Genomic DNA, 25,097 nt, shown 5'->3' on the forward strand with positions numbered 1-25,097 from the left:
GCGGGGCGGGCCTGCCGCCACCGCGCGGGTACGCCGATCCTCTCTGCGATTGAGGGTCATCGACGACATTTGCGAGTAGGTTGCAAGAAAGCAACCCCGTCGACCCTACTCATGAATCGAAGGTGCATCCGTTGGATGATCTCGACCGTCGCATCGTCGGCGCCTTGATGGCCAATCCGCGCGCGAGCAATGCGCAGATCAGCGAAGTGGTGTTCACCTCCGAGGCGACCGTGTCCCGTCGCGCATCGCGTCTGCTCCACGACGGCACCGTGCGGGTCGTCGGAGTGCTCGACGGCGAGGCGACGAGGCGCACGCGCTCGTTGTTCGTCCGGCTGCGGTGCCGTCCGGGCGAGGCCCTTCGTTCGGCCGAACGACTGGCTGCCTGGCCGGAGTCAGGGTCGGTCAAGCTGCTGACCGGCAGCGTCGACTGCATCGCCGAGATCAGCTACACGACGAACGAGCACCTCCTGGCGATCACGCTCGAGCAGCTCCCCGCCCTCGATGGGGTACTCGCCGTTTGGAGCAACCAGGTGATCCGCCGCTTCGCGACGCCGCACAGCTGGCTTCCCGACCTGCTCGTCGGCGATTTGGTCGAGCAGCTGCGCAGCCAGCGACTGGATCCGTGGCACGAGCCACTGCCGGGTCAGCCTGCCGCGACCGACGCGCTCGATGAGCGGATCGCAGCATCGCTCGCACTCGACGGCCGGCTCGGCTGGCAGCGGCTCGCCGAGCTCTGCGGCGCCAACCCGGTCACGGTTCGTCGCCGTACCGAGGCGATGATGGCGTCGGGCGCACTGCGCATGCGCACGGTTGTCGAGCCCGAGCGCATCGGGCTGCCGGTGAACGCCTTCGTATCGCTCAACGTGAATCCGACCCAGCTCGGGCGCGCCGGGGAGTTGCTCGCCGAACACCCGTCGGTACTGATGATCGCGGCGACGACGGGCGACCGGAACCTATGCGGTGAGATCGCACTCGCCTCCGACGCTGCGCTCTACGGCTTCATCTCCGACACGATCGGCGGCCTTCCCGGACTGCAGCACGCCGACGTCGCGGTCGCGCTGCAGTCGCTCAAGCGCGCCGGCCTCACCGGTCCACCCGTTCCGGCCGAGCTCGCGATCAGACGGTGAGGCCTCTGAGCACGCCGTCCTGCGCGCCGACGATCGGCTGCCGTCCGACGACGACCGGGGTGGAGAAGGTGTTGGCCGTGAAGAGCTGACGATCCACCGTCACCGCACCGCTCGCCGGGTCGATCGCGACCAGTAGTCCGCCCGTGCCGACGAGCCAGACCGTGCCGCTCCGCTCGTCGCGCACCGGGCCGGCGTTGACAACGCGCGGCACTGCCTGCGTGCTCCACCGTCTCACCCCCGTCGCAGGGTCGATCGCGTCGACGATGCCCCACTCCGTCGTCAGCAGCAGGCTCCCGTCGTCGAGCATCACGCCGGGCGCGAAGATGTAGCTTCCGTCGATCCGCCACAGCTCCGCGCCCGTGCGCGGGTCCACGGCGATGGCGTTGGCGACGGTGCTGAAGAGCACGGCGCCCGTCGGGAGGATCTCGACCCAGTCGTCCCATGGCCCGTAGATCAATTGCCGGTACGTGTCGGGTCTGGTGTTCGTCAGCACCGACCACAGGCGCGCGCCGGTCGCCACGTCGTACGCGTATCCGCGCCCATCGCCCGCGCCGACGTAGACGCGCTCGCCGTCGAAGCCCGCTCGCCCAGCCGAGAGCCGCGGCACCTCCGATTCCCACACGATCGCTCCCGAGCTGTCGAGGCAGAAGAGCCGGTCGCCCGCCGCAACGATGACCTGGTCGACTCCTCCGACGTCGAACACCGCCGGTGTCGACATCACGGGGCGCCCGAGATCCGCGGCCCAACGGGTTCGACCGCTCGCAGCGTCGAGCGCCGTGAGCGTGTGATCGGCTCCGGGCACGACGACGATCGCGCCGTCACTCGAGAAGGCCGCGCCGCGGTGCACGGCGCCGAGTTCGCGCTCCCACAGTCGGTGGTGGGCGGCGCCCGTGATGCGCAGCGCCGCGACTCGGCCTGTTGTCGATGCGGCGACGACCGTCGACCCGAACGCCGCGAGCGCACCCTGGATCTGTCCGCCGAGCTGCTGCTCCCACTTCGGCTTCGACAGCGATCCGCCGCGACGCTCGACCGTGACCGTCTCGTGCCAGAGTGCACCGGCCCCGTCGACCGCTTGGAGGCGGACCCGGTGCACGCCGGGCGGGAGCGCCGCCGCGTCGAGGGATCCACTCCATGTGCCACCGGTGCGGTCGAGCGGTACCCAGACGCCGTCGGCCGCAGTGCCGAACAGCTCTTGCGGGTACAGCTGGGCCGACACGCCCGCGGCGGCCGATCCGGCGGTGGCGCTGACTTCGATGCGTTCATCGTCGATGCGTGCGCCGCCCCGAACCGGACCGGCCGCTTGGCCCGGCCCCGCGTCGAGCGGCATCTCCGTGAGGAGGTCGATCGTCGGCGGGTCGGTGTCGGCCGCGCCGAGGGTGACCTGTTCGACCACGAGCACCCGCCCTGCCTCGTCATCGCGTTCGGTGACACGGAGGTAGAAGGGCCCGCTGCGCGTGGCGACGGCCGCGACCTGCGTGAGTCCGTTGAACCGATCGACCTCGTTGCGGTGGATGTGCCCCGCGAAGATCCCCCGCACGGGGAACGGCTCGATGGTGCGCAGCAGCGCATCGGCGTCGTTGACGTAGTGATTGCGTCCTGCGAGGGGGAAGTGCAGGAACATCACGCTCGGCGTCGTGCCCGCGGCATCCAGATCGCGACGGATCGTGTCGAGGTCGTCGCCGAACAGTCCGGGTTCCTGCAGCGCCTGGGTCGGATCGAGCGCGATGAAGTGCACGCCGCCGGCGTCGAAGCTATAGCTCGTGGGCCCGAACCAGTGCTGGAACCGCTCTCGCGCCGTGACATCCCATCTGATCTCATGATTGCCGGGCACGTGGCGGATCCGCTCCCACAGCGCCGCGGGAATGGTCGAACGGTAGGCCTCGAATCCCGAGTCGTCGCCGTAGTCGCTGATGTCACCGCAGTGCAGCACGAACTCCGGGTCCTCGGCTTCGACGGCGGCGAAGACCCTCGACAGGTTCTCGAGACGAGCGGTCTCCTCGTCGTTGCCGTGGGTATCGGTGAGCACGACGAAGCGCATCGGGGCCTCGGATCCGGCGGCGCGCGCCGCGCCCACCGCGGCTCCGGGCCACGGCCCCCAGTCCGTCGCAGCCATGCCCAACCCGACTCCGACCGCCGACAGGCCGAGGAATCCCCGTCGGCTCACCCTCGGTCGCTTGCCTGTCTCGATCGCCCGGTCCACCATCGTCGCGCTCCACTTCGTCGTCGGTCTGCTCTTCCCTGCACCCAACCGACCGCCGCATGCCGACGGCCAGCGCGCCGCGATGGTTTGCGAGGGATCGACATGTGTCCGAGCATCGGCGCAAGAAACCGGCATCCGAGCGGGCGGATGTCGCTGAGGTGACGGATTCCCGTCAACCTCCCCCGCACGGTTCCCGGTTCCTTGCACGCACCGTGTCCGTGGTTGACCGACCCTCGACGTGCGCGCCAGCGTCGAAGCATCCGGGACCCCCGGTGTCCATTCGCCAGAACACTCAGGAGTCAGATCGATGCATACCCGATCCCGTTCCCTCGTCGCGTTCGCCGTGACGGCCCTCACCGCCGCTGGCATCGCGGGCGCCTCCGCGACGGCTGCGAGCGCGTTGCCGCCGCCCCCGGCCGAGCATGTCGTACTCATCGCCCTCGACGGGTTCGACGCCCGGTACCTCGACGACGCCCCGATGCCGAACCTCCGCCATCTCGCCAAGCGGGGCAGCCTCACGACCTCGACCGGGGTGATGACCTCGATCACGAACCCGTCGTGGTCGTCGATCGCGACCGGCGCCTGGCCCGAGACGCATCTGAACACGGCGTACTGGTTCGACGCCGAGACCGGCACCGCCCGCAGCCAGCAGCGCGACCTCGCAGTGCCGACCATCGCAGAGGCGATCCGCGATCAGGGCGGCACGGTGATGTCATCGCAGTGGTTCATCCTGCAGAACCACGGCGTCGCCTACGGCGATCCCGACGGGCTCTACACACAACCCGGCGGCACCTGCGACCGCCGGGCCGATGACGCCATCGCCGTACTGAACGGCGAACCCGTCGACAGCGGCGGGCAGCTGACCACCGCGAACGGCATCCCCGACCTGATCGCGGTGTACTGCGACACGCTCGACGTGCTCGGTCATGCCGACGGCTCCGCCGCGGCTGGCATGCCTGCAGCGCTCGCCGAGGTCGACGAGCAGATCGGGCGTCTCGTCCAGGCGACGAAGGACGCCGGCATCTATGGACGCACGGCCTTCGTCGTGACCGGCGACCACGGCATGAGCACCTTCACCCAGGGCATGCAGTCGCCGTTGCTCGCAGCGATCGACGCCCTCGGCTACGACGCCGAGATTCTCGCCGCGGGGCGCGCCCCGCAGCCCGCGACCGAGGTCGTGATCGTCGTCGGCGGGGTCGGGTCGCTGCACCTGATCGGCGATGCCGCCGGTGACGCCACGGCCGCTGCCCGTATCGAGCAGGCGGTCGCGGCGCTTCCGCACGTCTCCGCGGTGTACGACAAGACCGATCAGCAGGCCATGCACATGTCGCCGAAGTACGGCGAGCTCGTCATCGAGCCCGCAGAGGGCTGGTCGCTCGGCGCGACCCCGGCCGATGCCGCCGGGGTGCACGGCACGAGCCGGAACCTCGAGGTGCCGCTCGTGCTCTCGGGCGCCGGCGTACGCCCGAACGGTGCGCCGGCCGACCCGCGGCACATCGACGTGGCGCCGACGATCGCCGCGCTCCTCGGGTACGACGCACCTGCCGGCGCCGATGGCCGCGTGCTCACCGAGGCCATCCGCACTCGATGACAGCGACGAGGCACGAGCCTGACCGCCAGACCGGGCTCGCCTCAGCCAGCCAGCGGCTCGTCGTCGACGAATCGGATGTCGTGGACGGCGACCCGCTGCGGCACCCCGTCGAACACGGCTGCGCGCTCGGGCGAGGCCAGGTACGTCTCCTCGAGCCGCGCGAAGTCGTCGCGGTCGCCGACCGCGCTCACGGCCCACACGAACTCGTTCGACTCGCGGAGACCATAGGCGAACTCGATGGCGAACCCGGCGCCCGGCCGCACGATCGGCATGGACCCCCGCCACCACTCGACGAAGGCGTCGTATTCTCCGTCGACGAGTGTGTACCGGCGCAACTGAATCGTCTTCACCCCACCATTCTGTCGGGTGGTGGCCCGGTTCAGCGAGGCCTCGATCGGATGGGGCGTGCTCGCGGGGCCGACCGGCGGGTACGTCGGGTTCGTCCTCGCGGCAAGCCTCGTCGGCTGGTTCGCCGAGCGCACCTGGAACCGCACCATCTGGAAGGCGCTCGCAGCCTGCGCGGCCGGCACGCTCTCGACGTTCGCGATCGGCTTGCCCTGGCTCGCAGCGTTCCTGGGTTCGGTCGGAGCACCGAACGACCTCGCGTCGGTGCTGACGGCCGGGTTCACCCCGTTCCTCATCGGCGGCGTGATCAAGTCGGTGCTCGCCGCGGTACTCCTCCCCCTCTCGTGGAAGGCCGCCGACCGACTGCCGCCCCGGTAGACTCGCCGTCGTCCGGCGACGATCGCCGGTGCTCGAAAAAGGGGCACGCAGCCATCCGCCAGCGGGTTCGCGAGACACATACGGAATCGTTCGTCCGTCTGTCTCGTCAGGAGCCTCCATGCCGTCGGTCTCAGCCATCGTCGCCCGCACCCTCGCCACCCACATCGATCACGTTTTCGGGGTCATGGGCAACGGCAACGCGCTCTTCCTCGACGCACTCGATCGCACGAGCGCGAGCTACACCGCGCTGCGCCACGAGGCCGGTGCCGTGGTGGCCGCCGACGCCCACTTCCGGGCATCCGGGCGCCTCGCTGCCGCGACCGCGACCTACGGGGCCGGGTTCACGAACGCACTCACCCCGCTCGCCGAGGCGGTTCAGGCGCGCATCCCGCTGGTGCTCGTCGTCGGCGATGAGCCCACGACCGGGCCGCGGCCGTGGGACGTCGACCAGATCGCGCTTGCGGCCGGCGTGGGCGCCCGCACCTTCACGGTCGGTCGAACGGATGTCGCGGCCACCGCCGCGCTCGCGATCGAGCATGCCCTGGCCAACCGCACCGCTGCCGTGCTCGCGATCCCCTATGACGTCGGCGGCCTCGAGGTCGACGTCGACGAACACGCGTCGGCCCCTGCACTGCGCCTGCCGGCTCCGCTCGCTCCGAAGGGCGAGTTCGCGACGCGCGCGATCGCCGAACTCGCCGGGATGCTCGCCGCCGCACGTCGGCCGTTCCTGCTCGCCGGCCGCGGCGCCTGGCTCGCGAATGCAGGCGAGGCCCTCGGCGCGATCGCCGAGGCGACCGGCGCGCTCACCGCGTCGAGCGCACTCGGTCGCGGTGTCTTCCCCGACGCCCGCTTCGATCTCGGCGTCACGGGCGGATTCGGCGCGGCCGGTGCGATGGAACTCGTGCGCGAGGCCGACGTCGCGGTCGTCTTCGGCGCTTCGCTGGGCCAGTTCACGATGCGGTTCGGCGAGCTCTTCGCACCCGGCACCCGCGTGGTGCAGGTCGACGTCGCCGCCACGGCCACCCACCCGAACGTCTCGGGGTTCGTTCGCGGCGACGCCGCCGTCGTGGCGCGCGCCCTCGTGCACGAGCTCGAGGCCATCGGCGCCGAGTCGTCGGGATGGCGCGAGAGTGTCGACGTCGCCGCTGCGCGAACCTACGAGGCCGGCGATCCCGTGGCATCCGATGGCCGACTCGACCCTCGCAGCGTCGCAGCTCGCATCGGCGAACTGCTGCCCGAGAACCGTGTGGTCGTCTCCGACGGCGGGCACTTCATCGGCTGGGCGAACATGTACTGGCCGGTCGCCTCGCCCGACCGCATGGTGATGGTCGGCACGGCGTTCCAGTCGATCGGGTTCGGGCTCGCGAGCGTGCCCGGCGCCGCGATCGCACGCCCCGATGCGACGATCGTGCTGACGACCGGCGACGGCGGTGGCCTGATGGCGATGGCCGACCTCGAGAGCGCGGTGCGCACCACTGGCGGGCGCGGCATCGCAGTCGTCTGGAACGACGCCGCATACGGCGCCGAGGTGCACCTCTACGGTCTGAAGGGCCTCGCCGAGGCGCCCATGCTCATCCCCGAGACCGATTTCGCGGGCCTCGCCTCCGCCGTCGGTGCGGAGGGCATCATCGTTCGTGAACTCGCCGACCTCGATCGGCTCGCCGCCTGGACGGCCGAGCCCGTCGACTCCCGTCGCTTCCTGCTGCTCGACTGCCGCGTCTCGAGCACCGTGGTCGCGCCGTATCAGGAGGAGATCATCCGCGTGAACTCCTGACCGCGGATGCGGGACCGCGGCATCGTATACGATTCGTGCAAGAGTCCTCGACAACGAAGTGGAGCTTCCGTGATCGACCCCTCGCAGATCGCAGCGATCGCCGACGAGCTCATCGCCGCCGACCGCGACCGCTCGATCGTGCCACTGCTCACCACGCGGCATCCTGAAATGACCGTCGACGACGCCTATGCGGTGCAGGCGCTCTGGGCGAAGCGGCGCGTGGCCGATGGCCACCGCATCGTGGGTCGCAAGATCGGCCTCACCTCGAAGGTCATGCAGGTCGCCACCGGCATCACGGAACCCGACTACGGGGTCATCTTCGACGACATGGTCATCGAGTCTGGAGCATCCGTCGAATTCGACCGCTTCTCGAACGTGCGCATCGAGGTCGAGCTCGCCTTCGTGCTCGCGAAGCCTCTGCGGGGCCCGGATGCCACGATCTTCGACGTGCTCGACGCCACCGCCTACGTCGTGCCCGCGCTCGAGATCCTGAACTCGCACATCGAGATGGCGGGCCGCACGATCGTGGACACGATCAGCGACAACGCCGCGATGGGCGCGATGGTCATCGGCGGCCGACCGGTGAAGGTCGACGAGGTCGACCTCCGCTGGGTCTCGGCGCTGCTCTACCGCAACCAGACCATCGAGGAGTCGGGGGTCGCCGCCGCGGTGCTCGGTCACCCCGCGATGGGCGTGGCCTGGCTCGCGAACAAGCTCGCCCAGCACGGTCAGTCTCTCGAGACGGGCGAGATCATCCTGGCGGGGTCGTTCACCCGGCCCATGTGGGTCGAACGCGGCGACACCGTGCACGCCGACTACGGACAGCTTGGAGCCATCACGTGCCGATTCGAGTGACCCTTCCCGACACCCTCACGACCCGCATCGAGGCGTCCGATCGCCCGCTCGTGGGCATGTGGGTCTGCTCCGGCAGCCCGATCATGGCCGAGCTCGCAGCCGGCAGCGGCCTCGATTGGGTGCTCATCGATGCCGAGCACTCCCCCAACGGTCTCGAGTCGATCCTCGCGCAGCTCTACGCGGTCTCGGCCTACCCCGTCGCTCCCGTCGTGCGTCCGCCGATCGGCGACGCCGTCGTGATCAAGCAGTACCTCGACCTCGGCGTGCAGAACCTGCTCGTGCCCATGGTCGACTCCGCCGCGCAGGCCGCCGAGCTCGCTCGGGCGGTTCGCTACCCGACCGACGGGGTGCGGGGCGTCGGCGCCTCGCTTGCGCGTTCGTCGCGCTGGAACCGCGTCGAGCGGTACCTTCCGGATGCCTCGTCGACGATCAGCCTCACGGTGCAGATCGAATCCGGGGCCGCCGTGGCCGTGGTCGAGGAGATCGCGGCGGTCGACGGAGTCGACGCGCTCTTCGTCGGACCGGCCGATCTCGCCGCCTCGATGGGGCTGCTCGGCCAGCAGTCGCACCCCGACGTCGTCGAAGGCGTACTGCGATCGATCCGGGCAGGGGCGGCGGCGGGCAAGCCCGTCGGCGTGAATGCCTTCGTGGCCGATGACGCCGAGCGGTACCTCGACGCCGGCGCCGCCTTCGTGGCCGTCGGCGCCGACGTCGCGATCGTCGCGCGCGCATCGGAGGCGCTCGCCGATCGGTTCATCCAGTCGGATGCCGCGGCGTCGGCGCCGCCCGCAGCAGCCGAGCCGCCCCGCGCGGGCTACTGATCCACGCGACGAGGGCGTTCATGCCCGCTCGCACCGCGCTCGACACCGCTCGACACCGCTCGACACCGCTCGACACCGCTCGACACCGCTCGACACCGCTCGACACCGCTCGACAGATCGTATATGATTTCAGATATTGAGAGACGAGGGCGTCAATGACCGACGAATCCACCACCCCGGGCAAGATCATCGCCGTGCATCTCAACTACCGCTCGAGAGCCGAGCAGCGCGGTCGTACTCCGGCGCAACCGAGCTACTTCCTGAAGCCGGCATCCTCGATCGCGGCGACCGGAGGCACGATCGAACGCCCGGCGGGCACCGAGCTGCTCGCCTTCGAGGGCGAGATCGCACTCGTCATCGGCGAGCCCGCACGGCGCGTCTCCCCCGACGACGGCTGGCGCCACGTCGCATCCGTCACCGCTGCCAACGACTTCGGCCTCTACGACCTGCGCGCCGCCGACAAGGGTTCGAATGTGCGCTCGAAGGGCGGCGACGGCTTCACGCCGCTCGGCCCGGGGATGATCCCCGCGGCGTCCGTGTCACCCAACGGGCTGCGCGTTCGCACCTGGGTCAACGGCGAACTCGTGCAAGACGACACGAGCGCTGCACTGCTCTTCCCGTTCGGCCGGCTCGTCGCCGACCTCTCGCAGCACATGACCCTCGAGACCGGCGACGTGATCCTCACCGGAACGCCCGCAGGCTCTTCCGTCGTCGTGCCGGGCGATGTGGTCGAGGTCGAGGTCGATGCGCCGGATGCCGCGGGCGCTCCCAGCACCGGCCGACTCGTGACCACCGTGACTGCGGGCGACGCACCGTTCGGCGACTTCGGCGCGCAGCCCGCCGTCGACGATCTTCAGCGGGTCGAGGCTTGGGGCTCCGAGGCGGAGCTCGCCGCGGCCGTCGCCGCCGGGCGAGCGAGTTCTCCGCTCGCAGAGCCGGCGGAAGCGGACGTCGCCGAACGGCTCCCTTCGACCGGCTCAGGGAGCACGACAGGCTCGGGGCACGATCGGTTCGAGCTGACTGGCGAGCTGAAGGCCGCGATCGCCGGCGTCGCCGTCGCCACCCTCTCGGTCGCCCTGCGCAAGCGCGGCTACCACGACATCTTCATCGAGGGCGTCACGGCGAACCATCCCGGCGACCGCATCGTCGGCCGCGCGAAGACGCTGCGATTCATCCCGTTCCGCCCCGACCTCTTCGCAAGCCACGGCGGAGGGTTCAACGCGCAGAAGCTCGCCTTCGACACCGTCGCCCCGGGCGAAGTGCTCGTCGTCGAGGCCCGCGGCGAGCGCGGCACCGGCACGGTCGGCGACGTGCTCGCACTCCGTGCGCAGGTGCGTGGTGCTGCGGGCATCGTCACCGACGGCGGCGTGCGCGACTTCGACGCCGTCGCGGGGTTCGAGATCCCGGTGTTCTCGCAGGGCCCGCACCCGAGCGTGCTCGGCCGCAAGCACGTGCCCTGGGAGGTCGACGTCACGATCGCGTGCGGCGGCGCCGCCGTGCAGCCGGGCGACATCATCGTCGGCGACGGCGACGGCGTCATCGTGATCCCGCCGCAACTCGTCGAGGAGGTCGTCGCCGAGGCCGTCGAGCAGGAGCGGCAGGAGACGTGGGTCGCCGAGCAGGTCGCCGGCGGGGCATCCGTCGACGGACTCTTCCCCATGAACGCCGACTGGCGCGCCAGGTACGACGCCGCTGCTCAGCCATCTCGGGCACCGGCCCAGTGACCGGCGAAGACCGATGAACGCCGAGAGCAAATCGCAACTCGCCTACCGGTTCCTGCGCGAGCGCATCGATGACGGCCGCTATGTGCCCGGCTTCCGGCTCGTGCTCGGCCAGATCGCCTCCGAACTCGAGGTGAGCGTCGTGCCGGTGCGCGAAGCGATCCGGCGCCTCGAGGCGGAAGGGCTCGTCACCTTCGAACGCAACGTCGGCGCGCAGGTCGCGCTCATCAAGGAGACCGAGTACCTGCACACCATGCAGACGCTCGCCCTCGTCGAGGGGGCAGCCACCTCGCTCTCGGCGCCGCATCTCACGGCCGAGCACCTTCGGCGAGCGCGAGCGATCAACGAACGGATGCGGCGCACGCTCGACGATTTCGACCCGCACCGCTTCACCGAGCTCAATCTCGAGTTCCACGCGGTGCTCTTCGAGGAGTGCACGAACCCGCACATCCTCGACCTCGTGCACCGCGGGTGGAACCGCATGAAGGTGCTGCGCGACTCCTCGTTCAGCTTCGTGCCGGGCCGAGCCCACGAGTCGGTCGACGAGCACGAACGCATTGTCGCGCTCATCGAGACGGGAGCCGACCCGCTCGAGATCGAACTCGCGGCTCGCAGCCATCGCACCGCGACGCTCGACGCAGTGCTCGCCCACCAGTCGAAGCACAAAGCCGCGGGCTCGACGGATGCCGCGGCATCCGCTGCCCCAACCGACTCCACCGCCTCCGAAGCCCGCGCGGTCGACGCGACCGCCTGAGGCTCGAACACGAAGGAATCACCATGACCCACCACATCCCCGAGGGCCTGCCCGACCGCATCCGCCACTTCATCGACGGCGAGTTCGTCGACTCCGACGGCGGCGAGACGTTCGACGTGCTCGACCCGGTCTCGAACGAGACCTACGTGCAGGCCGCAGCCGGCCAGCAGGCCGACATCGACCTCGCCGTCGCCGCCGCGAGACGCGCCTTCACCGAGGGGCTCTGGCCGCGGATGCTGCCTCGCCAACGCTCGCGCGTGCTGCACAAGGTCGCCGACCTCGTCGAGGCGAGCGACGCGCGTCTCGCCGAACTCGAGACCTTCGACACGGGCCTGCCGATCACGCAGGCGCTCGGCCAGGCGCAGCGCGCCGCCGAGAACTTCCGCTTCTTCGCCGACCTGATCGTCGCCCAGCGCGACGACACGTACAAGGTGCCCGGCCGCCAGGTGAACTACGTGAACCGCAAGCCGATCGGCGTCGCAGGCCTCATCACCCCGTGGAACACGCCGTTCATGCTCGAGTCGTGGAAGCTCGCCCCGGCGCTCGCGACCGGCAACACGGTCGTGCTGAAGCCGGCCGAGTTCACGCCGTTGTCGGCATCGCTCTGGGCCGAGATCTTCCGCGAGGCCGGCGTGCCCGACGGCGTCTTCAACCTCGTCAACGGGCTCGGCGAGGAGGCGGGCGACGCGCTCGTGAAGCATCCGGATGTGCCGCTCATCTCCTTCACCGGTGAGAGCCGCACCGGCCAGATCATCTTCGGCAACGCCGCGCCGTTCCTGAAGGGGCTCTCGATGGAGCTCGGCGGCAAGTCGCCCGCCGTCGTGTTCGCCGACGCCGATCTCGACGACGCGCTCGATGCCACCGTGTTCGGGGTGTTCTCCCTCAACGGCGAGCGCTGCACAGCGGGCTCGCGTGTGCTCGTCGAGCGGCCGATCTACGACGACTTCGTCGCTCGGTACGCCGAACGCGCGAAGAACATCGTGGTCGGCGACCCGCACGACCCGAAGACCGAGGTGGGCGCGCTCGTGCACCCCGAGCACTACGACAAGGTCATGAGTTACGTCGAGCTCGGCAAGGGCGAGGGGCGGCTCGTCGCGGGCGGCGGCCGGCCGGCCGGCCTGCCGACCGGCAACTATGTCGCACCGACGGTGTTCGCGGATGTCCCGCCTGACGCCCGCATCTTCCAGGAGGAGATCTTCGGGCCCGTCGTCGCGATCACCCCGTTCGACACCGATGAAGAGGCGCTCGCGCTCGCGAACGACACCCGCTACGGCCTCGCCGCCTATATCTGGACGAACAACCTGAAGCGCGCCCACAACTTCGCCCAGTCGGTCGAGGCGGGCATGGTGTGGCTGAATTCGAACAACGTGCGAGACCTGCGCACCCCGTTCGGCGGCGTCAAGGCGTCGGGTCTCGGGCACGAGGGCGGCTACCGCTCGATCGACTTCTACACCGACCAGCAGGCCGTGCACATCACCCTGAACCAGGCGCACTCGCCGCGCTTCGGCCGCGGCTGAGGCCGCCCCGCCCCTCACACATCTCGAGCAAGGACGCTGACATGCAACTCCCCGAACCCATCGTGACGGCCACCGACCCGATCCCCGCCCCGGTGAACCGCATCCCGACCCCAGAGGCGACCCCGCCCGACATCGTGCGCTGCGCGTACATGGAACTCGTCGTCACCGACCTCGAGGCCTCGCGCCGCTTCTACGTCGACGTGCTCGACCTCGTCGTCACCGAGGAGGACGAGAACACCGTCTACCTGCGCTCTTACGAGGAGTTCATCCACCACAACCTCGTGCTGCGCAAGGGCCCGGTCGCCGCGGTCGCCGCTTTCAGCTACCGGGTGCGCACGCCTGAAGACCTCGACCGCGCGGTCGACTTCTACGAGGAGCTCGGCTGCCGCGTCGAGCGCCGCCCCGAGGGATACACCAAGGGCATCGGCGACTCGGTGCGCGTCGAAGACCCGCTCGGCTTCCCGTACGAGTTCTTCTACGACGTCGAGCACGTCGAGCGGCTCTCGTGGCGCTACGACCTCTACACGCCGGGCGCCCTCGTGCGGCTCGACCACTTCAACCAGGTCACTCCCGACGTGCCCAGGGCCGTGAAGTACATGGAAGACCTTGGCTTCCGAGTCACCGAAGACATCCAAGACGAACACGGCACGACGTACGCGGCCTGGCTGCGCCGGAAGCCCACGGTGCACGACACCGCCATGACCGGTGGCGACGGCCCCCGAATGCACCACGTCGCGTTCGCCACCCACGAGAAGCACAACATCATCGCGATCTGCGACAAGCTCGGCGCACTGCGCATGAGCGACGTCATCGAGCGCGGCCCCGGCCGCCACGGCGTCTCGAACGCGTTCTACCTGTACGTGCGCGACCCCGACGGCCACCGCGTCGAGATCTACACGCAGGACTACTACACAGGCGACCCCGACAACCCCGTCGTCACCTGGGATGTGCACGACAACCAGCGACGCGACTGGTGGGGCAACCCCGTCGTGCCGAGTTGGTACACGGATGCCTCGCTGGTGCTCGACCTCGACGGCAACCCGAAGCCCGTGGTCGCCCGCACCGACGACTCCGAGATGGAGGTCACGATCGGCGCCGACGGCTTCTCGTACACCCGCAAAGATGACGAAGCGCAGGGCTTCAAGCTCGGTCACACCCTGTAGCGCCCTGCTGCTGTGCAGAACTCCGGATCGGCCGCAGGACACGCGGTTCCTCGCGCGCATCATGCGGCGTGTCACCCGCCGAATCCGGAGGTGCGCACAGCACCCGCCGCGAGATGCACTCCACGCACCATCAGCAGTCGGATCGCGGTCTCGACCGACTCCCACTCGTGGAGCACCTGCCGGTGGCTGAACGAGATGTGCGTATAGCCGATCGCCTTCAGCCATGCCCACCGGCTTCGGTCGCGGTCGAACGCGCCGGGCTGAGAGTGCGGCCCCTCCCCGTCGACCTCGAAGATCAGCCGTTCGCCGATGAGGAAGTCCGCCCAGAATCCGCCGGGCAGCGCTACCTGCGGCGTCGCCGGGATCCCGGCGACGCGGAATCTCTCGCGCGCGACCGTCTCAGCAACGGCCTGACTGCTCGGACTCGAACGTCGCGCGATCCGTTGCAGTGAGCCGGGCAGTCGCTCGAGGAGCCGAGCGAAGCCGAGGTCGTCGAGGAGTTGCGGTCTCTCCGACCTCCAGTCGACCAGCTCCCGTGCGGAATCGAGCGCGCACAGCGCATCCAGCTCGGGCACGCAGGCGAGCATCTCGGCGAGGCAGTCCTCGAGCGACACGATGACGCCGTTCGCCGGCCGGTGCTGCTCCCAGTGCAACCGCACGCGCCCGCCCGCCTCTGCCACACGAACCGGCCTCGACCGGTCATCGGGATCGCGCAGGCGTGTCGCATGAGGTCCGACGTGAACGTGCAGTTCGGAGGCATCAGTGAGCACCCGCAGCCCATGAAGACGTGCGGCAGAGATGCAGGCGAGTCGGCCGCCCACCCGCACTGCACGCTTGGCGGGTGCGGGCAGGGCCGGTTCCACGAACACGCCGCGACGGGCGCGCTCGATCTCGCCGCGTTCGAGCGCGGCGGTGATCGCTCGACGGCTCTGTCCGGCCGCGAGCAGATCGGCCGCCGTGCAGACTCCGCCGAACGCACGCACGACATCTCGAGCATCGACCATGGCCCGAGCATGACGGCGTCCGCCGATGCATCCGCCGCCAGCCGCGCACCGGTGCCCGCCCGTGACAGATCCGCTCCTGTGGAGGCCGAGTGGTGGGACGGCCCCGTGCACAACTCCGGGGCAGGAACGTGACACGCCGGGTCAGCATCACGAGACACGGCGAGTCGCAGCTTCGATCCGGAGTTCGAGTCGGCTCCACCGTCTTCTCGTTCACCTGCTCGTCTCCAACGGGACATCCGCGCTCCCTAGCGTCGGTCGCGGCGCGCGCCCTCAGCGCCCGCCGCCGACGACAGGAGATCGACAGATGCCAGAGAAGTTGCCCATCAGCCGCCGAACGATCCTCACCGCGGGAGGACTCGGCGTGATCGGCGCCGCCCTGCCGACCGTGGCCCACGCCGAGACCAACGACGACGAGCTGCGGACGACTTCGGGTCGCCCGCGGCCGAAGGCACCGAAACTGCGCTTCCACGACGACGGCACCTTCAAGGTCGTGCAGTTCAACGACACGCAAGACGACGAGCTGACCGACCGGCGCACCGTCGAGCTCATCGAGACGACCCTCGACGCCGAGCAGCCCGATTTCGTGCTCATCAACGGCGATGTCATCACCGGCGGCTGCGAGACCCGACTCGCGGTGAAGCAGGCGATCAACAACGTCGTCTGGCCCATGGAGAGCCGCGGCATCCCGTGGGCCGTCACCTATGGCAACCACGACGAGGACTCGCTGCCTCAGTCGGGCGTGAACGAAGCGATGATGCTCGACTTCTACCGCAGCTATGACTTCAACATGAACGCCGAGAACATCGCCGGTGTCACGGGCACCGGCAACACGATCGTGCCGATCCGCACGGCCGGCCGCCGCGACGACACGGCCTTCAGCCTGTGGCTCCTCGACTCGGGGCGCTACGCGCCGGGCGATATCGACGGCCAGAACTTCGACGGCTATCCCACCTGGGACTGGCTGCGCATGGACCAGGTGTCGTGGTACCGCAACGAGTCTCAGCGGCTCGAGAAGAAGTTCAAGCGCAAGGTTCCGGGCCTGATGTTCGTCCACATCGCGCTCTGGGAGCACCGCTTCATGTGGTGGGGCGGCGTCGACACCCGCACCGAAGTGGATGCCGCGCGCGGCCTCGCCCGTCACGGCATCGTCGGCGAGCGCAACGAAGACGAGTGCCCCGGGCCCTTCAACTCGGGCATGTACAACGCGATTCTCGAGCGCGGCGACGTCAAGGGCGTGTTCGTCGGTCACGACCATGTCAACGATTACGTCGGCAACTACTACGGCGTGCTGCTCGGCTACGCGCCGGGCACGGGCTTCGGCGCCTACGGGCTGCCGGGCGCGGAGCGCAACCGCATGCGCGGCGGCCGCGTCTTCGAGCTCACGCAAGCCGGCGCCGACGTCACGATCGACACGCGGGTCGTCTACGCACGCGACTTCGGTATCGACCTGACCGCGGACGACCAGCCGATGGAGCCGACTCCCCTCGCGCCGAAGCAGGCTGCGATCTGAGCTTCGACCCGGTCACGATGCGGGGCGGGGCGGCGGCCCCGCCCCGCATCAGGTGCCCCGCATCAGGTGCCCCGCATCAGGTGCCCCGCATCAGGTGCCCCGCATCGGGACGGAGCGAGGGCCCCGCCCTGCATCAGGCGTTGGCGAGGAAGCCGATCGCGGCGTTCTTGAACGCCCGCGCAGTGAGCGTCGAGACGTGGTCGCGGCCGGGGATCGACACGAAGTCCGCGTCCCAGTCGAGCGCGAGTTCCCGGGCACCCAGGGGCACGGGGTCGTTCTCACCCGCGACGAAGAGCACCGGGATGCCGCCGGGAATCGACAGCGGCGCACCCGACACACCCTCGATGACGGCAAGGAGCGCCTCTCGGTCGGCGCCTGCCGTGATCGCGGGCCGGAGCACCTGCTCGATGAGCGGGTTCACCGAAGGCTCGTCGCGCAGCAACACAGCCCGCACCTCGTCGAGATCCCATGAGGCGAAGAGTTCGCTCGGCCCTGCGCCGCCGATGACGACTCGGCGTACGCGCTCGGGCGCGCTCGCGGCGAACGCCGAGACGACCCGGTTGCCCATGGAGTACCCGATGACGTCGACCTCGTCGACCCCCGCGGAGTCGAGCACGGCGATCAGGTCCGCTCCCAGCCGTTCGGGCGCGTACGAATCAGCGTCGACCGGCTTGTCGCTCTCGCCGTGACCGCGGAGGTCGAGGGTGATCGTCGCTCGTCCGGCATCTTCGAGCGCCCGGACCCAGCCCGTGCCCTCCCAGGTGACTGCGGCGTCGGAGGCGAAGCCGTGCACGAGCAGCACCGGTGGCAACCCGGCGGCCGCGCCGCGCACGCGATACCCGATGAGCACCCCATCGGGAGACTCGGCGTAGAGGGTCGGCGACGGTACGGCGCCGGCCATGCTCACCGCGCGGCCTCGTCGAGCGCCGTGGATTCCGCGATGACGGCGCCGGCATAGCCGAGCTCGGCGAGCGCGGCCTCCGACGACTCGGGTGCGACACCTGCCACGAGGTCGGTGAAGATCCGCACGCGCTGGCCGTGCTCGACCGCATCGAGTGCACTGGCCCGCACACAGTAGTCGGTGGCGAGGCCCACGATGTCGATCTCGGTCACGCCACGGGCGACGAGCACTTCGCTCACGGTCGCCCCCGCGTCATCCGTGCCTTCGAAGATCGAATACGCGGGCACGCCCTGACCCTTGCGAATGTGCACATGCACACCCGAGGTGTCGAAGTCGGGGTGATACTCGGCCCCTGGTGTGTCGGCGACGCAGTGCACCGGCCAAGTGTCGACGAAGTCGGGTTCGGCGTCGACGGCGAAATGGCCTCCGTTGTCGGAATCGCCCGAATGCCAGTCTCGGGATGCCGCGACGAGCTCGTAATCGCCCTGATGCTCTGTGAGCAGGCGGGTGATGCCGGCGGCGACCGCAGCCCCGCCGTCGACGCCGAGCGCGCCGCCCTCGGTGAAGTCGTTCTGCACGTCGATGATGAACAGGGCCCTGGTCATGGCTCGCTCCTTCGCACGTCGATCACGGCTCGATTCGGCCGCCGAGACCATTCTCCCAGTGTCGGCCTCGTGCCGCCGAAGTTCAGCGTTGAGCGAAGCCGGCGATCACTGATTGGAGAGGTTGTCGCCGCAGAGGAAGAACCCGGTCGTGAGCGTGTCGATCGCCTGCTTCGCGTCGTCGGAGACGTCGCCGAGGGCGTAGATCGCGAAGGTCAGCGTGGAGCCGTCTTGCGAGCGCACCACGCCCGCAAGCGTGTAGCCGGTGTCGATCCACCCGGTCTTGGCCGAAACGGCACCGTCGGCGACCGAGTTGTCGCCCGAGAACCGGTCGTCGTAACTCAGGGAACCTCGCTCGCCCGAGACGGGCAGTCCGTCCATGAGTACACCGAGGTTGCCCTCGCGCGCGTTGATCTTCACGAACAGCTGGGTGAGATACGACGGCGGCACGGCGTTGTTGTCGGAGAGCCCCGAACCGTCGACGATCGTGATGCCCGTCGTGTCGACGCCGTAGCCCGCAAGGCCCTGGAGCACACCGGCGTTGATGGCGCCGAAGGTGTTGCCCGAGCCGGTCTCGATCGCGACGAGCCGGGCGAGCATCTCGGCCGCGGTGTTGTCCGAGACGACGAGCGCCTTGTCGACGATCTGCGCGACGGTCGGCGACTGCACCTGACCGAGCTGCTGGGCGCCGCCGGGAGCGGTGCCGCGTTCGACGACGCTGATGCCACCGAGCTCGCTCGCGAATGCCTCGCCGGCACGGTTCACCGGGTCGGCGCTGCGCCACGAGGTGTTCGCACCGGGGTTGTCGCGGTCGCCGTCGACCATGAGCGCGGCGACGTTCGCCATGTAGCCGTCTTCGCGCTCCTTGATCGCCCAGCTCGGCTCCCACTCGTCGCCGCCGAAGTAGCTCGCGTCGAGGATGAGCTTCGTCAGCGGCGGGTTCGAAGGGTCGGCCGCCCACGCGGCCTTCACCTGTGCCGCGAGCTCGTCGAGGTGCGCAGCCCCCGGGTACACGGTCTCGGTGCCGCTCGGAGTGCGGGAGAGGGTGACGTCGCCGCCACCGACGAGTACGACGGATCCGGGCTCTGCACCCTTCACGACCGTCGTCGCGGCACGGTAGTCGGGGCCCAGCACCGATAGCGCGGCGGCCGAGGTCAGCACCTTCATGACGCTCGCGGTGCGCGAGGCGGTCGTGCCGCCCCGGTCGTAGAGCACCTCACCGGTCGACGCGTTCATCACGTGCGCCTGGAAGTTCGCGAGCCGCCCGTCGGCCGCGCGATCGGCGACCGAACAGGTGCGGAGCCGGGCCGCCGCGACCTGCGCGGCCGGTACCGGTCGCGCCGGATCGACCGTCGGCGTCGGGGTGGGCGTCTCACTGAGCGCAACGGATGCCTCGCCGCCGCCGTTGCTCGCCGCTCCGACTGCGACCGCGCCTGCCCCGAGCAGGCCGAACGCGAGCACGCCGCCCGCGATCATCAGCGGCATACGGTGCGTGCGTGCGAACGTCGCAATGGTGGTCAGTACGCCGTTCGTCGGCAGCGCGCCGGCAGGCCGGCTTTCAGCGGTGGGAGTCGTGGTGACGGGAGTTGTGGGATCCGGATGCTCGGCGGCCAGAAGCTCGGTCGCCGCGAGTTCGGTATCGAGGATCTCGGTAGGCAGGATCTCGGTCGCCGCGAGCTCACTCTCGAGGAACTCGGTACCCGCAGTTTCGGTCGCCGAGGGATCAGTAGGCGAAGGCTCGGTTGCCGAAGGCTCGGTCGCCGAGGGATAGGTCGCCGAGGGCTCAGCCGAGGGATCAGTCGCCGAAGACTCGGTCGCCGAAGACTCGCCGGCAGGCTCGGCGGCGCCGTTGGACGGGTCGCCTGTGTCAGGGGGCTCCCCTGCGGCATCCGTCTCGTCGATCACCCGGGAATCCTACGCGAGCCTTCCTCAAGAGAACCTGATCGTGCGCCGCAATCTCGCGCTGATCGAGTCATTCCCCTGGGTAGACGAGCCCGATCTGCCGGCGGATCTCGTCGAGCGAGGCCATGATCGCGACGGTCTCATCGATCGGCAGGAGGTCACCCGACAGGTTGCCTGAGGCGACGAGACGCTCGACCGCTTCGGCCTGATACTGCATGCCGCGCCCGGTGACCTCGGAGTGGTACTCCTCGATCACGGTGCCGTCGGCTGCGATGACGCGGAAGGTCGTCGGCGTGTACCAGACGTGGTCGATCTCGATGCGGGCGGCGGTGCCGAGCACGACGGCCGTGTTGGGGCCCTTCGTATCGCTCGCCGAGAACGTGACCGCCGTGCGCCCGCCCTCGTAGCCGAAGACTGCAGCGATGTGCGCGTCGGCGCCCGTCGGCTTGAAGGTGGCCGAAGCCTGGATGGTGCTGGGCTCGCCGAAGACGTCCCACGCGAACGAGATCGGGTAGATGCCGAGGTCGAGCAGGGCTCCACCGCCGAGTTCGAGCGCGTTGATGCGGTGTGCCGGGTCGTCGGAGAGCAGCTGCGTGTGGTCGGCGACGAGCGAGCGCACCTCACCGAGGGTGCCCTCGGCGATGATCTCGCGGATGCGCGCCATGTGCGGCAGATACCGCGTCCACATCGCTTCGAGCGCGAGCAGGCCCTTCGCGGCGGCGAGTTCGGCGATCGCACGCGCCTCACCGGCGTTGACGGTGAACGACTTCTCGACGAGCACGTGCTTGCCTGCCTCGAGGGCGAGGGTCGCATTCGCGGCGTGCATCGGATGCGGCGTGGAGACGTAGATCACGTCGACCTGGGGGTCTGCCACGAGCGCTTCGTAGCTGCCATGCGCGTTCGGGATGCCGAACTCCGCGGCGAACGCGTCGGCGCCCTCTTGCGAGCGCGAGCCCACCGCTTGCACGGTGAATCCGTTGAGCTTCAGGTCATTGGTGAAGGCATGGGCGATGCCGCCGGTCGCAAGGATTCCCCATCGCAGTCGTTCCGTCATACGCGACAGCTTATTCGGCGATCGACTCGCCACCTGCCCGACCGTGTTTCTGGGAACTGCGGTCGTCCCCGACGCCGACGTTCGGAGGTCCCTGTGTTCACATCCCCGCGGCATCTCACGGCCGCGAGCGTTGCCGACTTCCTGGAGGCGTGATGATCGCGGGGCGGCGCCGCGAGAGCGCGAGTGCCAGACCGCCGGCGATCATCGCGAAAGCGGCGCCGGTGACCAGTGGCGAAAGCCCGGCGCCGGTGGCAGCCAGCGGACGCGTCTCGGCGGAGTTCAGCGTCTCGGCGACGTTGGTGAGCGTCAACGCCGCGGTGGCATCTTCTCCGGTCACCGACATCGGGAGGACGACTTTCCCATCCGCATCGGGTGTGAGCGCCTCGCCGTTGACGATCCAGGTCGGCGTTCCCCACTCGACGCCGGGGATGCCGGGCAAGGCGCCCTCGCGCACCTCGATGATGGAGCCGACGGAGAACCACGGTGACACGAGCACGATGCCCTCTTGGACGGCGACCGGGGTCTGGGGCTCGTAGTCCCACCACCAGTCGAAGGGGAACTCGGTTCCGGTCGGGATCGATGACGCTCCGCCCCCTTGGATGGTTTTCGTCACGGCCCACCGGGTGAACTGCTCCACCGTGTTCGTGACTTCCAGCAGAGCCGGCTCACCCGAACTTACGATGATCGTGTTGCCGGGACTCCAGGTCGTTTCGGCCCACTCGTAGCCCGGCGGGAGAGCCGCAGCATCCGGCTCCGCCTCCTCGAGGCGGACGATCGTGCCGATCGGGAACACCAGTGCACTCCCGGCTTCATTGGTCGGACCCGCCGGCGTGCCGTCGGCGGGGATCTCGAAGCTTCCTGTGACGACTTCTTCGTCGGGAGCCCAGGCGGTGTATTCGATGGTGAAGGAGTCGGCGAGCAGCTGGGAGGGGTCGATGCCCTCGATATTCTTGGCGACCTCGAAAGTGCCGGTGACGAGGTCAGCGGAGTTGGTGAGGGTGGATGAGACGGTGCTCGCACCGTCGGCCCCGATCACCAGGTCGGCAGGGTCGAAGGTCGCGGCCTGCCATTGGATCCGGTTGATGAGCGGGGGCCCGAGTTCCTCGAACGCAACGACTGTGCCGTAGGGGAAGGTGAGCGGTGCTCCGTTCGCGTCGACCGGCCCCACCGGCGTACCGTCGGCGGGAAGGCGGATGGTGCCGCTGCTCACGTCGCCCGATGGGGTCGTGGCGGTCCATCCGACGGTGAACTCCATGCCTTCGGGTAGGTCGGCGCCCGAGACGTCCTCGAACTCCTTCGACAGCTCGAATGTGCCCATCTCGACGGCGTTCGCGACGTCGATGGCGATGTCGCCGGAGTCGGGAAGCGGGATCTCCACGATGGCTGTCTCAAGTGGCCCTGCACCCTCGAAGTTCCCGGGGGTGTAGGTCGTCGCCACCCCGTCGATGGTCACCGTGATGACCGGGAGCGCCCACCCTGCAGGGTCCACAGGTATGCCGTCGAGCGTGGGAAGGAGTTCCGCGAGCTGAAGCGTGTCCGCTCCGGTCTCGATGTCGTCGAGCAGCTCGGGATCACCGTGTGGAAGCGAGCGCGTGGTGCGTGTGCCCGACGGGTCCGTGTTGTAGCTGACGGTGTACTCGTACGCGGGATCGGTGGCCTCTCCCTCGGCCGACTTCACGATGGTGATGGTGCGGTCGCGTTCGGAGAGAGAGATTGCGTTCGTGAGATTCACGGCGACCACGGCGCCGCCCTCGTCGATCACGAAGGTACGGCTCGGCTCCCACCCGACGCCCGACCACTCGTAGCCGGGCGGCGGGTCGATGCCCGACAGGTCCTCAGTGAGGACGATGCGCGTTCCGACGGGGAATTGCTGACCGACTTCGACAGGCGTCCCGTCGAAGGGCACGTCCATGGTGCCGCTCGCGATCTCCGCGCCGCCATTCAGCGCCACCCAGTTCACCGGGACCGTCGCCTGTGATGGCTCGCCGGCATCGCCGCCTGACAGGTCTTCGATGCCCTTCGAGACGCTGAACGTGCCCGTCTGGGCGGTTGCCGCGTTTGTTACGACGATCTCCGCGTTGCCCGCACCGACCGTGAGCGGGTTGGGCGTGATGGTCGGCGTGCCCCACTCCCAGCCGGGCGCGCTCTCGGGCGTGATCTCCTCGAACTGCACCACGGTGCCGATCGGGAATTCCGAAAGTCCGGCAACCGGGCTTCCATCGGCAGGCACCTCGATCGATCCCGTGACAACTGTGCCGTCGGGGTCCGTCGCCGTGTAATTGACGGTGAACGTCGTTCCTGCGGGCAGATCAGATTCGTCGATCCCCTCCAAGGTCTTGCGCACCTCGAAGCCGCCGCTGTCGGCCTGGCACCTGATCTGGCCGGCGAAAATGAACGAGTGCACTTCTCCGCCCCCGACGGTCACATTCCGGCCGAGCACCTGGCCGTCGAGCGGCGCAGCAGTCACCGTGACATCAGCGGTCGGCGCGTAGACCGACCCGTCGATCCGCCCTCCTTCGGCCGCCGTGACGGCGACGTCGCCGGTGAGGGCGGAGAGATCCCAGAAGGTGTACTGCGAGTATGCGCCCTGCGGATCGGTGCGGGTCCCGATCACCTCGGTCGTTCCCGCGGGCACGCGGATGATGAGCGGGTTCGCCGCGCCCGGGGTGGGCCCCGGGGAGAACTGGATGAGCGCGGTTCCTGCGATGTCGGCGTAGTCCACGATGTTGGGCCGATCGGGACTGAGCGGTTCCAGCACCACCCGCGAGCCTACGTTCTCCGCCACCCCGACCGGATACCCCTCCGTAGCGAGACCGTCGAGGCAATCGGAGGCGGCTTCATAGGATGCCTCCGCATTCGCTTCGACGTAGTCGGCGACCGCTGTGGAGGCTGTGTCCACTGTGTAGATGCTGTTGTCGCCGCTCGTGCCGGCCGGCGGCGCGGCGTCGGCGGGGTATTGCTGGTGCGTCGCGTCGATGAGGGGCGTCTGATCCGGATTCGTCGGGTTCGTGTTCAACCGGATCCAGTCGGCACGGGCGAAGGGCCGCCACGGGCCATCGCGCTCGACCATCTTCAGGTCGCCCTGGAGTGCGGGGTCGCTTGTTCCGGCGCTGGTGATCGCCAGTATGCCGGTGCTCGACGGGCTGTAGCTGCCGACCAGGAAACGGGTGGGGTCACCGTCCACGGAGGGAAGCGTGTAGTCGCCGGTGCCCGCGGCAACATGGATGATCGTGTACGTACCGCTGGAGCCCTGCACCGTCGCAGTGCCGCCGACGGCGATGCTCCCCTCCGTCTCCTGGTTCGCCAACAGCGCGTTCTCGCGCGCATAGACCGTGAACCCGCCGTTCATCGAGAACGGGTTGAACGTGTCAGGGTACGCAGCGTGCGCCGGGGCGGCGAGCGACGCATCGAGCGCCACGGCACCCGACCCGATCAGGAAGATGGTGGCAGCCGCGGCCACCGTGCGACGAAACGACCGGGGTGAACGTGGCATTTCGAGAAATCCCTTCCTGGGCGCTTCTGCGGGCCGAGTTCAACCCCAGTACACCAAAGTGCAGCGCCCCGCGTCCACCCCCTCGCGTAAATACGCAATATCCGCCAGGGTGATCGAGGCAGCGTCGCGGTGCGGCGCGAGCCCCTCCAGGTGCCGTGTCGGGAGGGGCTCAGGAGGGGACGACCTCAACAGGTTCGAACAAGTACGAAAGCCCCGCATCTGGCGCGTGGCCAGGGAATGCGGGGCTTTCTCTCGGAGCCGCCTGTGGGAATCGAACCCACGACCTTCTCATTACGAGTGAGACGCTCTGCCGACTGAGCTAAGGCGGCGTGGCAGCCGGGCGCTCGAAGCGCACCGGTTGGCACGAGAATCAATGTTAGCGGGT

The 25,097-nt window shown here is 69.2% G+C and carries 19 protein-coding genes and 1 tRNA gene; 11 read left to right on the forward strand and 9 right to left on the reverse strand.

Annotated elements, in window-relative coordinates:
• Positions 1–131: 131 nt before the first annotated feature.
• A complete protein-coding gene (locus tag AC1C2R_RS02160) occupies positions 132–1,127 on the forward strand; it encodes an Lrp/AsnC family transcriptional regulator (protein ID WP_495378786.1) in 996 nt (331 codons plus the stop codon).
• Here the strand turns inward: AC1C2R_RS02160 and AC1C2R_RS02165 are convergent.
• Positions 1,117–3,240, reverse strand: coding sequence for an outer membrane protein assembly factor BamB family protein (locus tag AC1C2R_RS02165; protein ID WP_495378787.1), 2,124 nt, complete (start codon positions 3,238–3,240; stop codon positions 1,117–1,119). The two genes, AC1C2R_RS02160 and AC1C2R_RS02165, sit on opposite strands and share 11 nt — an antisense overlap.
• Positions 3,241–3,634: 394 nt before the next feature.
• On the opposite strand from AC1C2R_RS02165, the gene AC1C2R_RS02170 reads away from it, so the two are divergent.
• Positions 3,635–4,918: an alkaline phosphatase family protein gene (locus AC1C2R_RS02170; RefSeq protein WP_495378788.1), complete on the forward strand. Its 1,284-nt coding sequence runs from the start codon at positions 3,635–3,637 to the stop codon at positions 4,916–4,918.
• Between the two features lie 41 nt (positions 4,919–4,959).
• Here AC1C2R_RS02170 and AC1C2R_RS02175 read toward each other — a convergent pair whose 3' ends face one another.
• Positions 4,960–5,268 carry a hypothetical protein gene (locus tag AC1C2R_RS02175; RefSeq protein WP_495350908.1) on the reverse strand — a complete coding sequence of 103 codons (309 nt, stop codon included), beginning with the start codon at positions 5,266–5,268 and terminating at the stop codon, positions 4,960–4,962.
• A 19-nt stretch (positions 5,269–5,287) separates the two neighbouring features.
• On the opposite strand from AC1C2R_RS02175, the gene AC1C2R_RS02180 reads away from it, so the two are divergent.
• From AC1C2R_RS02180 to hpaD, 8 genes are all read left to right on the forward strand, one after another.
• Complete coding sequence (locus tag AC1C2R_RS02180) at positions 5,288–5,641, forward strand: biotin transporter BioY (RefSeq protein WP_495350909.1); 354 nt, start codon at positions 5,288–5,290, stop codon at positions 5,639–5,641.
• A gap of 118 nt (positions 5,642–5,759) precedes the next feature.
• Positions 5,760–7,415 (forward strand): thiamine pyrophosphate-binding protein, encoded by a 1,656-nt coding sequence (locus tag AC1C2R_RS02185; RefSeq protein WP_495378789.1) that lies wholly within the window; start codon positions 5,760–5,762, stop codon positions 7,413–7,415.
• A gap of 69 nt (positions 7,416–7,484) precedes the next feature.
• A complete protein-coding gene (gene hpaH / locus AC1C2R_RS02190) occupies positions 7,485–8,270 on the forward strand; it encodes a 2-oxo-hept-4-ene-1,7-dioate hydratase (protein WP_495350911.1) in 786 nt (261 codons plus the stop codon).
• Positions 8,255–9,091, forward strand: coding sequence for an HpcH/HpaI aldolase family protein (locus AC1C2R_RS02195; RefSeq protein WP_495350912.1), 837 nt, complete (start codon positions 8,255–8,257; stop codon positions 9,089–9,091). The genes hpaH and AC1C2R_RS02195 overlap by 16 nt, the downstream gene beginning before the upstream one ends.
• A 155-nt stretch (positions 9,092–9,246) precedes the next feature.
• Complete coding sequence (locus tag AC1C2R_RS02200) at positions 9,247–10,815, forward strand: fumarylacetoacetate hydrolase family protein (RefSeq protein ID WP_495350913.1); 1,569 nt, start codon at positions 9,247–9,249, stop codon at positions 10,813–10,815.
• 13 nt (positions 10,816–10,828) lie between these two features.
• Positions 10,829–11,566 carry a GntR family transcriptional regulator gene (locus AC1C2R_RS02205; RefSeq protein ID WP_495378790.1) on the forward strand — a complete coding sequence of 246 codons (738 nt, stop codon included), beginning with the start codon at positions 10,829–10,831 and terminating at the stop codon, positions 11,564–11,566.
• Between the two features lie 23 nt (positions 11,567–11,589).
• The gene (hpaE, locus tag AC1C2R_RS02210; RefSeq protein WP_495350915.1) at positions 11,590–13,083 is read left to right on the forward strand and encodes a 5-carboxymethyl-2-hydroxymuconate semialdehyde dehydrogenase; all 1,494 of its coding nucleotides are present in this window, start codon (positions 11,590–11,592) and stop codon (positions 13,081–13,083) included.
• Positions 13,084–13,124: 41 nt separating this feature from the next.
• The gene (gene hpaD / locus AC1C2R_RS02215; protein WP_495378791.1) at positions 13,125–14,246 is read left to right on the forward strand and encodes a 3,4-dihydroxyphenylacetate 2,3-dioxygenase; all 1,122 of its coding nucleotides are present in this window, start codon (positions 13,125–13,127) and stop codon (positions 14,244–14,246) included.
• A gap of 71 nt (positions 14,247–14,317) precedes the next feature.
• Here hpaD and AC1C2R_RS02220 read toward each other — a convergent pair whose 3' ends face one another.
• A complete protein-coding gene (locus AC1C2R_RS02220; RefSeq protein WP_495378792.1) occupies positions 14,318–15,250 on the reverse strand; it encodes a type IV toxin-antitoxin system AbiEi family antitoxin domain-containing protein in 933 nt (310 codons plus the stop codon).
• Positions 15,251–15,554: 304 nt separating this feature from the next.
• Here AC1C2R_RS02220 and AC1C2R_RS02225 point away from each other — a divergent pair, with 304 nt between their 5' ends.
• Positions 15,555–16,760 carry a metallophosphoesterase family protein gene (locus tag AC1C2R_RS02225; protein WP_495378793.1) on the forward strand — a complete coding sequence of 402 codons (1,206 nt, stop codon included), beginning with the start codon at positions 15,555–15,557 and terminating at the stop codon, positions 16,758–16,760.
• Positions 16,761–16,893: 133 nt separating this feature from the next.
• Here the strand turns inward: AC1C2R_RS02225 and AC1C2R_RS02230 are convergent, their stop codons facing one another.
• The 6 genes from AC1C2R_RS02230 to AC1C2R_RS02255 form a co-directional block, all read right to left on the reverse strand.
• The gene (locus AC1C2R_RS02230) at positions 16,894–17,661 is read right to left on the reverse strand and encodes an alpha/beta fold hydrolase (RefSeq protein WP_495380361.1); all 768 of its coding nucleotides are present in this window, start codon (positions 17,659–17,661) and stop codon (positions 16,894–16,896) included.
• Between the two features lie 2 nt (positions 17,662–17,663).
• Positions 17,664–18,266 carry an isochorismatase family protein gene (locus AC1C2R_RS02235; protein ID WP_495378794.1) on the reverse strand — a complete coding sequence of 201 codons (603 nt, stop codon included), beginning with the start codon at positions 18,264–18,266 and terminating at the stop codon, positions 17,664–17,666.
• Between the two features lie 105 nt (positions 18,267–18,371).
• Positions 18,372–20,168, reverse strand: a complete 1,797-nt coding sequence (locus AC1C2R_RS02240; protein ID WP_495378795.1) for a D-alanyl-D-alanine carboxypeptidase/D-alanyl-D-alanine-endopeptidase — start codon at positions 20,166–20,168, stop codon at positions 18,372–18,374.
• 67 nt (positions 20,169–20,235) lie between these two features.
• Positions 20,236–21,219, reverse strand: a complete 984-nt coding sequence (locus AC1C2R_RS02245; protein WP_495378796.1) for a Gfo/Idh/MocA family protein — start codon at positions 21,217–21,219, stop codon at positions 20,236–20,238.
• A gap of 115 nt (positions 21,220–21,334) precedes the next feature.
• Positions 21,335–24,712 (reverse strand): DUF5979 domain-containing protein, encoded by a 3,378-nt coding sequence (locus AC1C2R_RS02250; RefSeq protein ID WP_495378797.1) that lies wholly within the window; start codon positions 24,710–24,712, stop codon positions 21,335–21,337.
• Between the two features lie 256 nt (positions 24,713–24,968).
• A tRNA-Thr gene (locus AC1C2R_RS02255) sits at positions 24,969–25,041 on the reverse strand.
• Between the last annotated feature and the right edge of the window lie 56 nt (positions 25,042–25,097).

This window comes from Agromyces sp. Y182 (assembly GCF_059445385.1).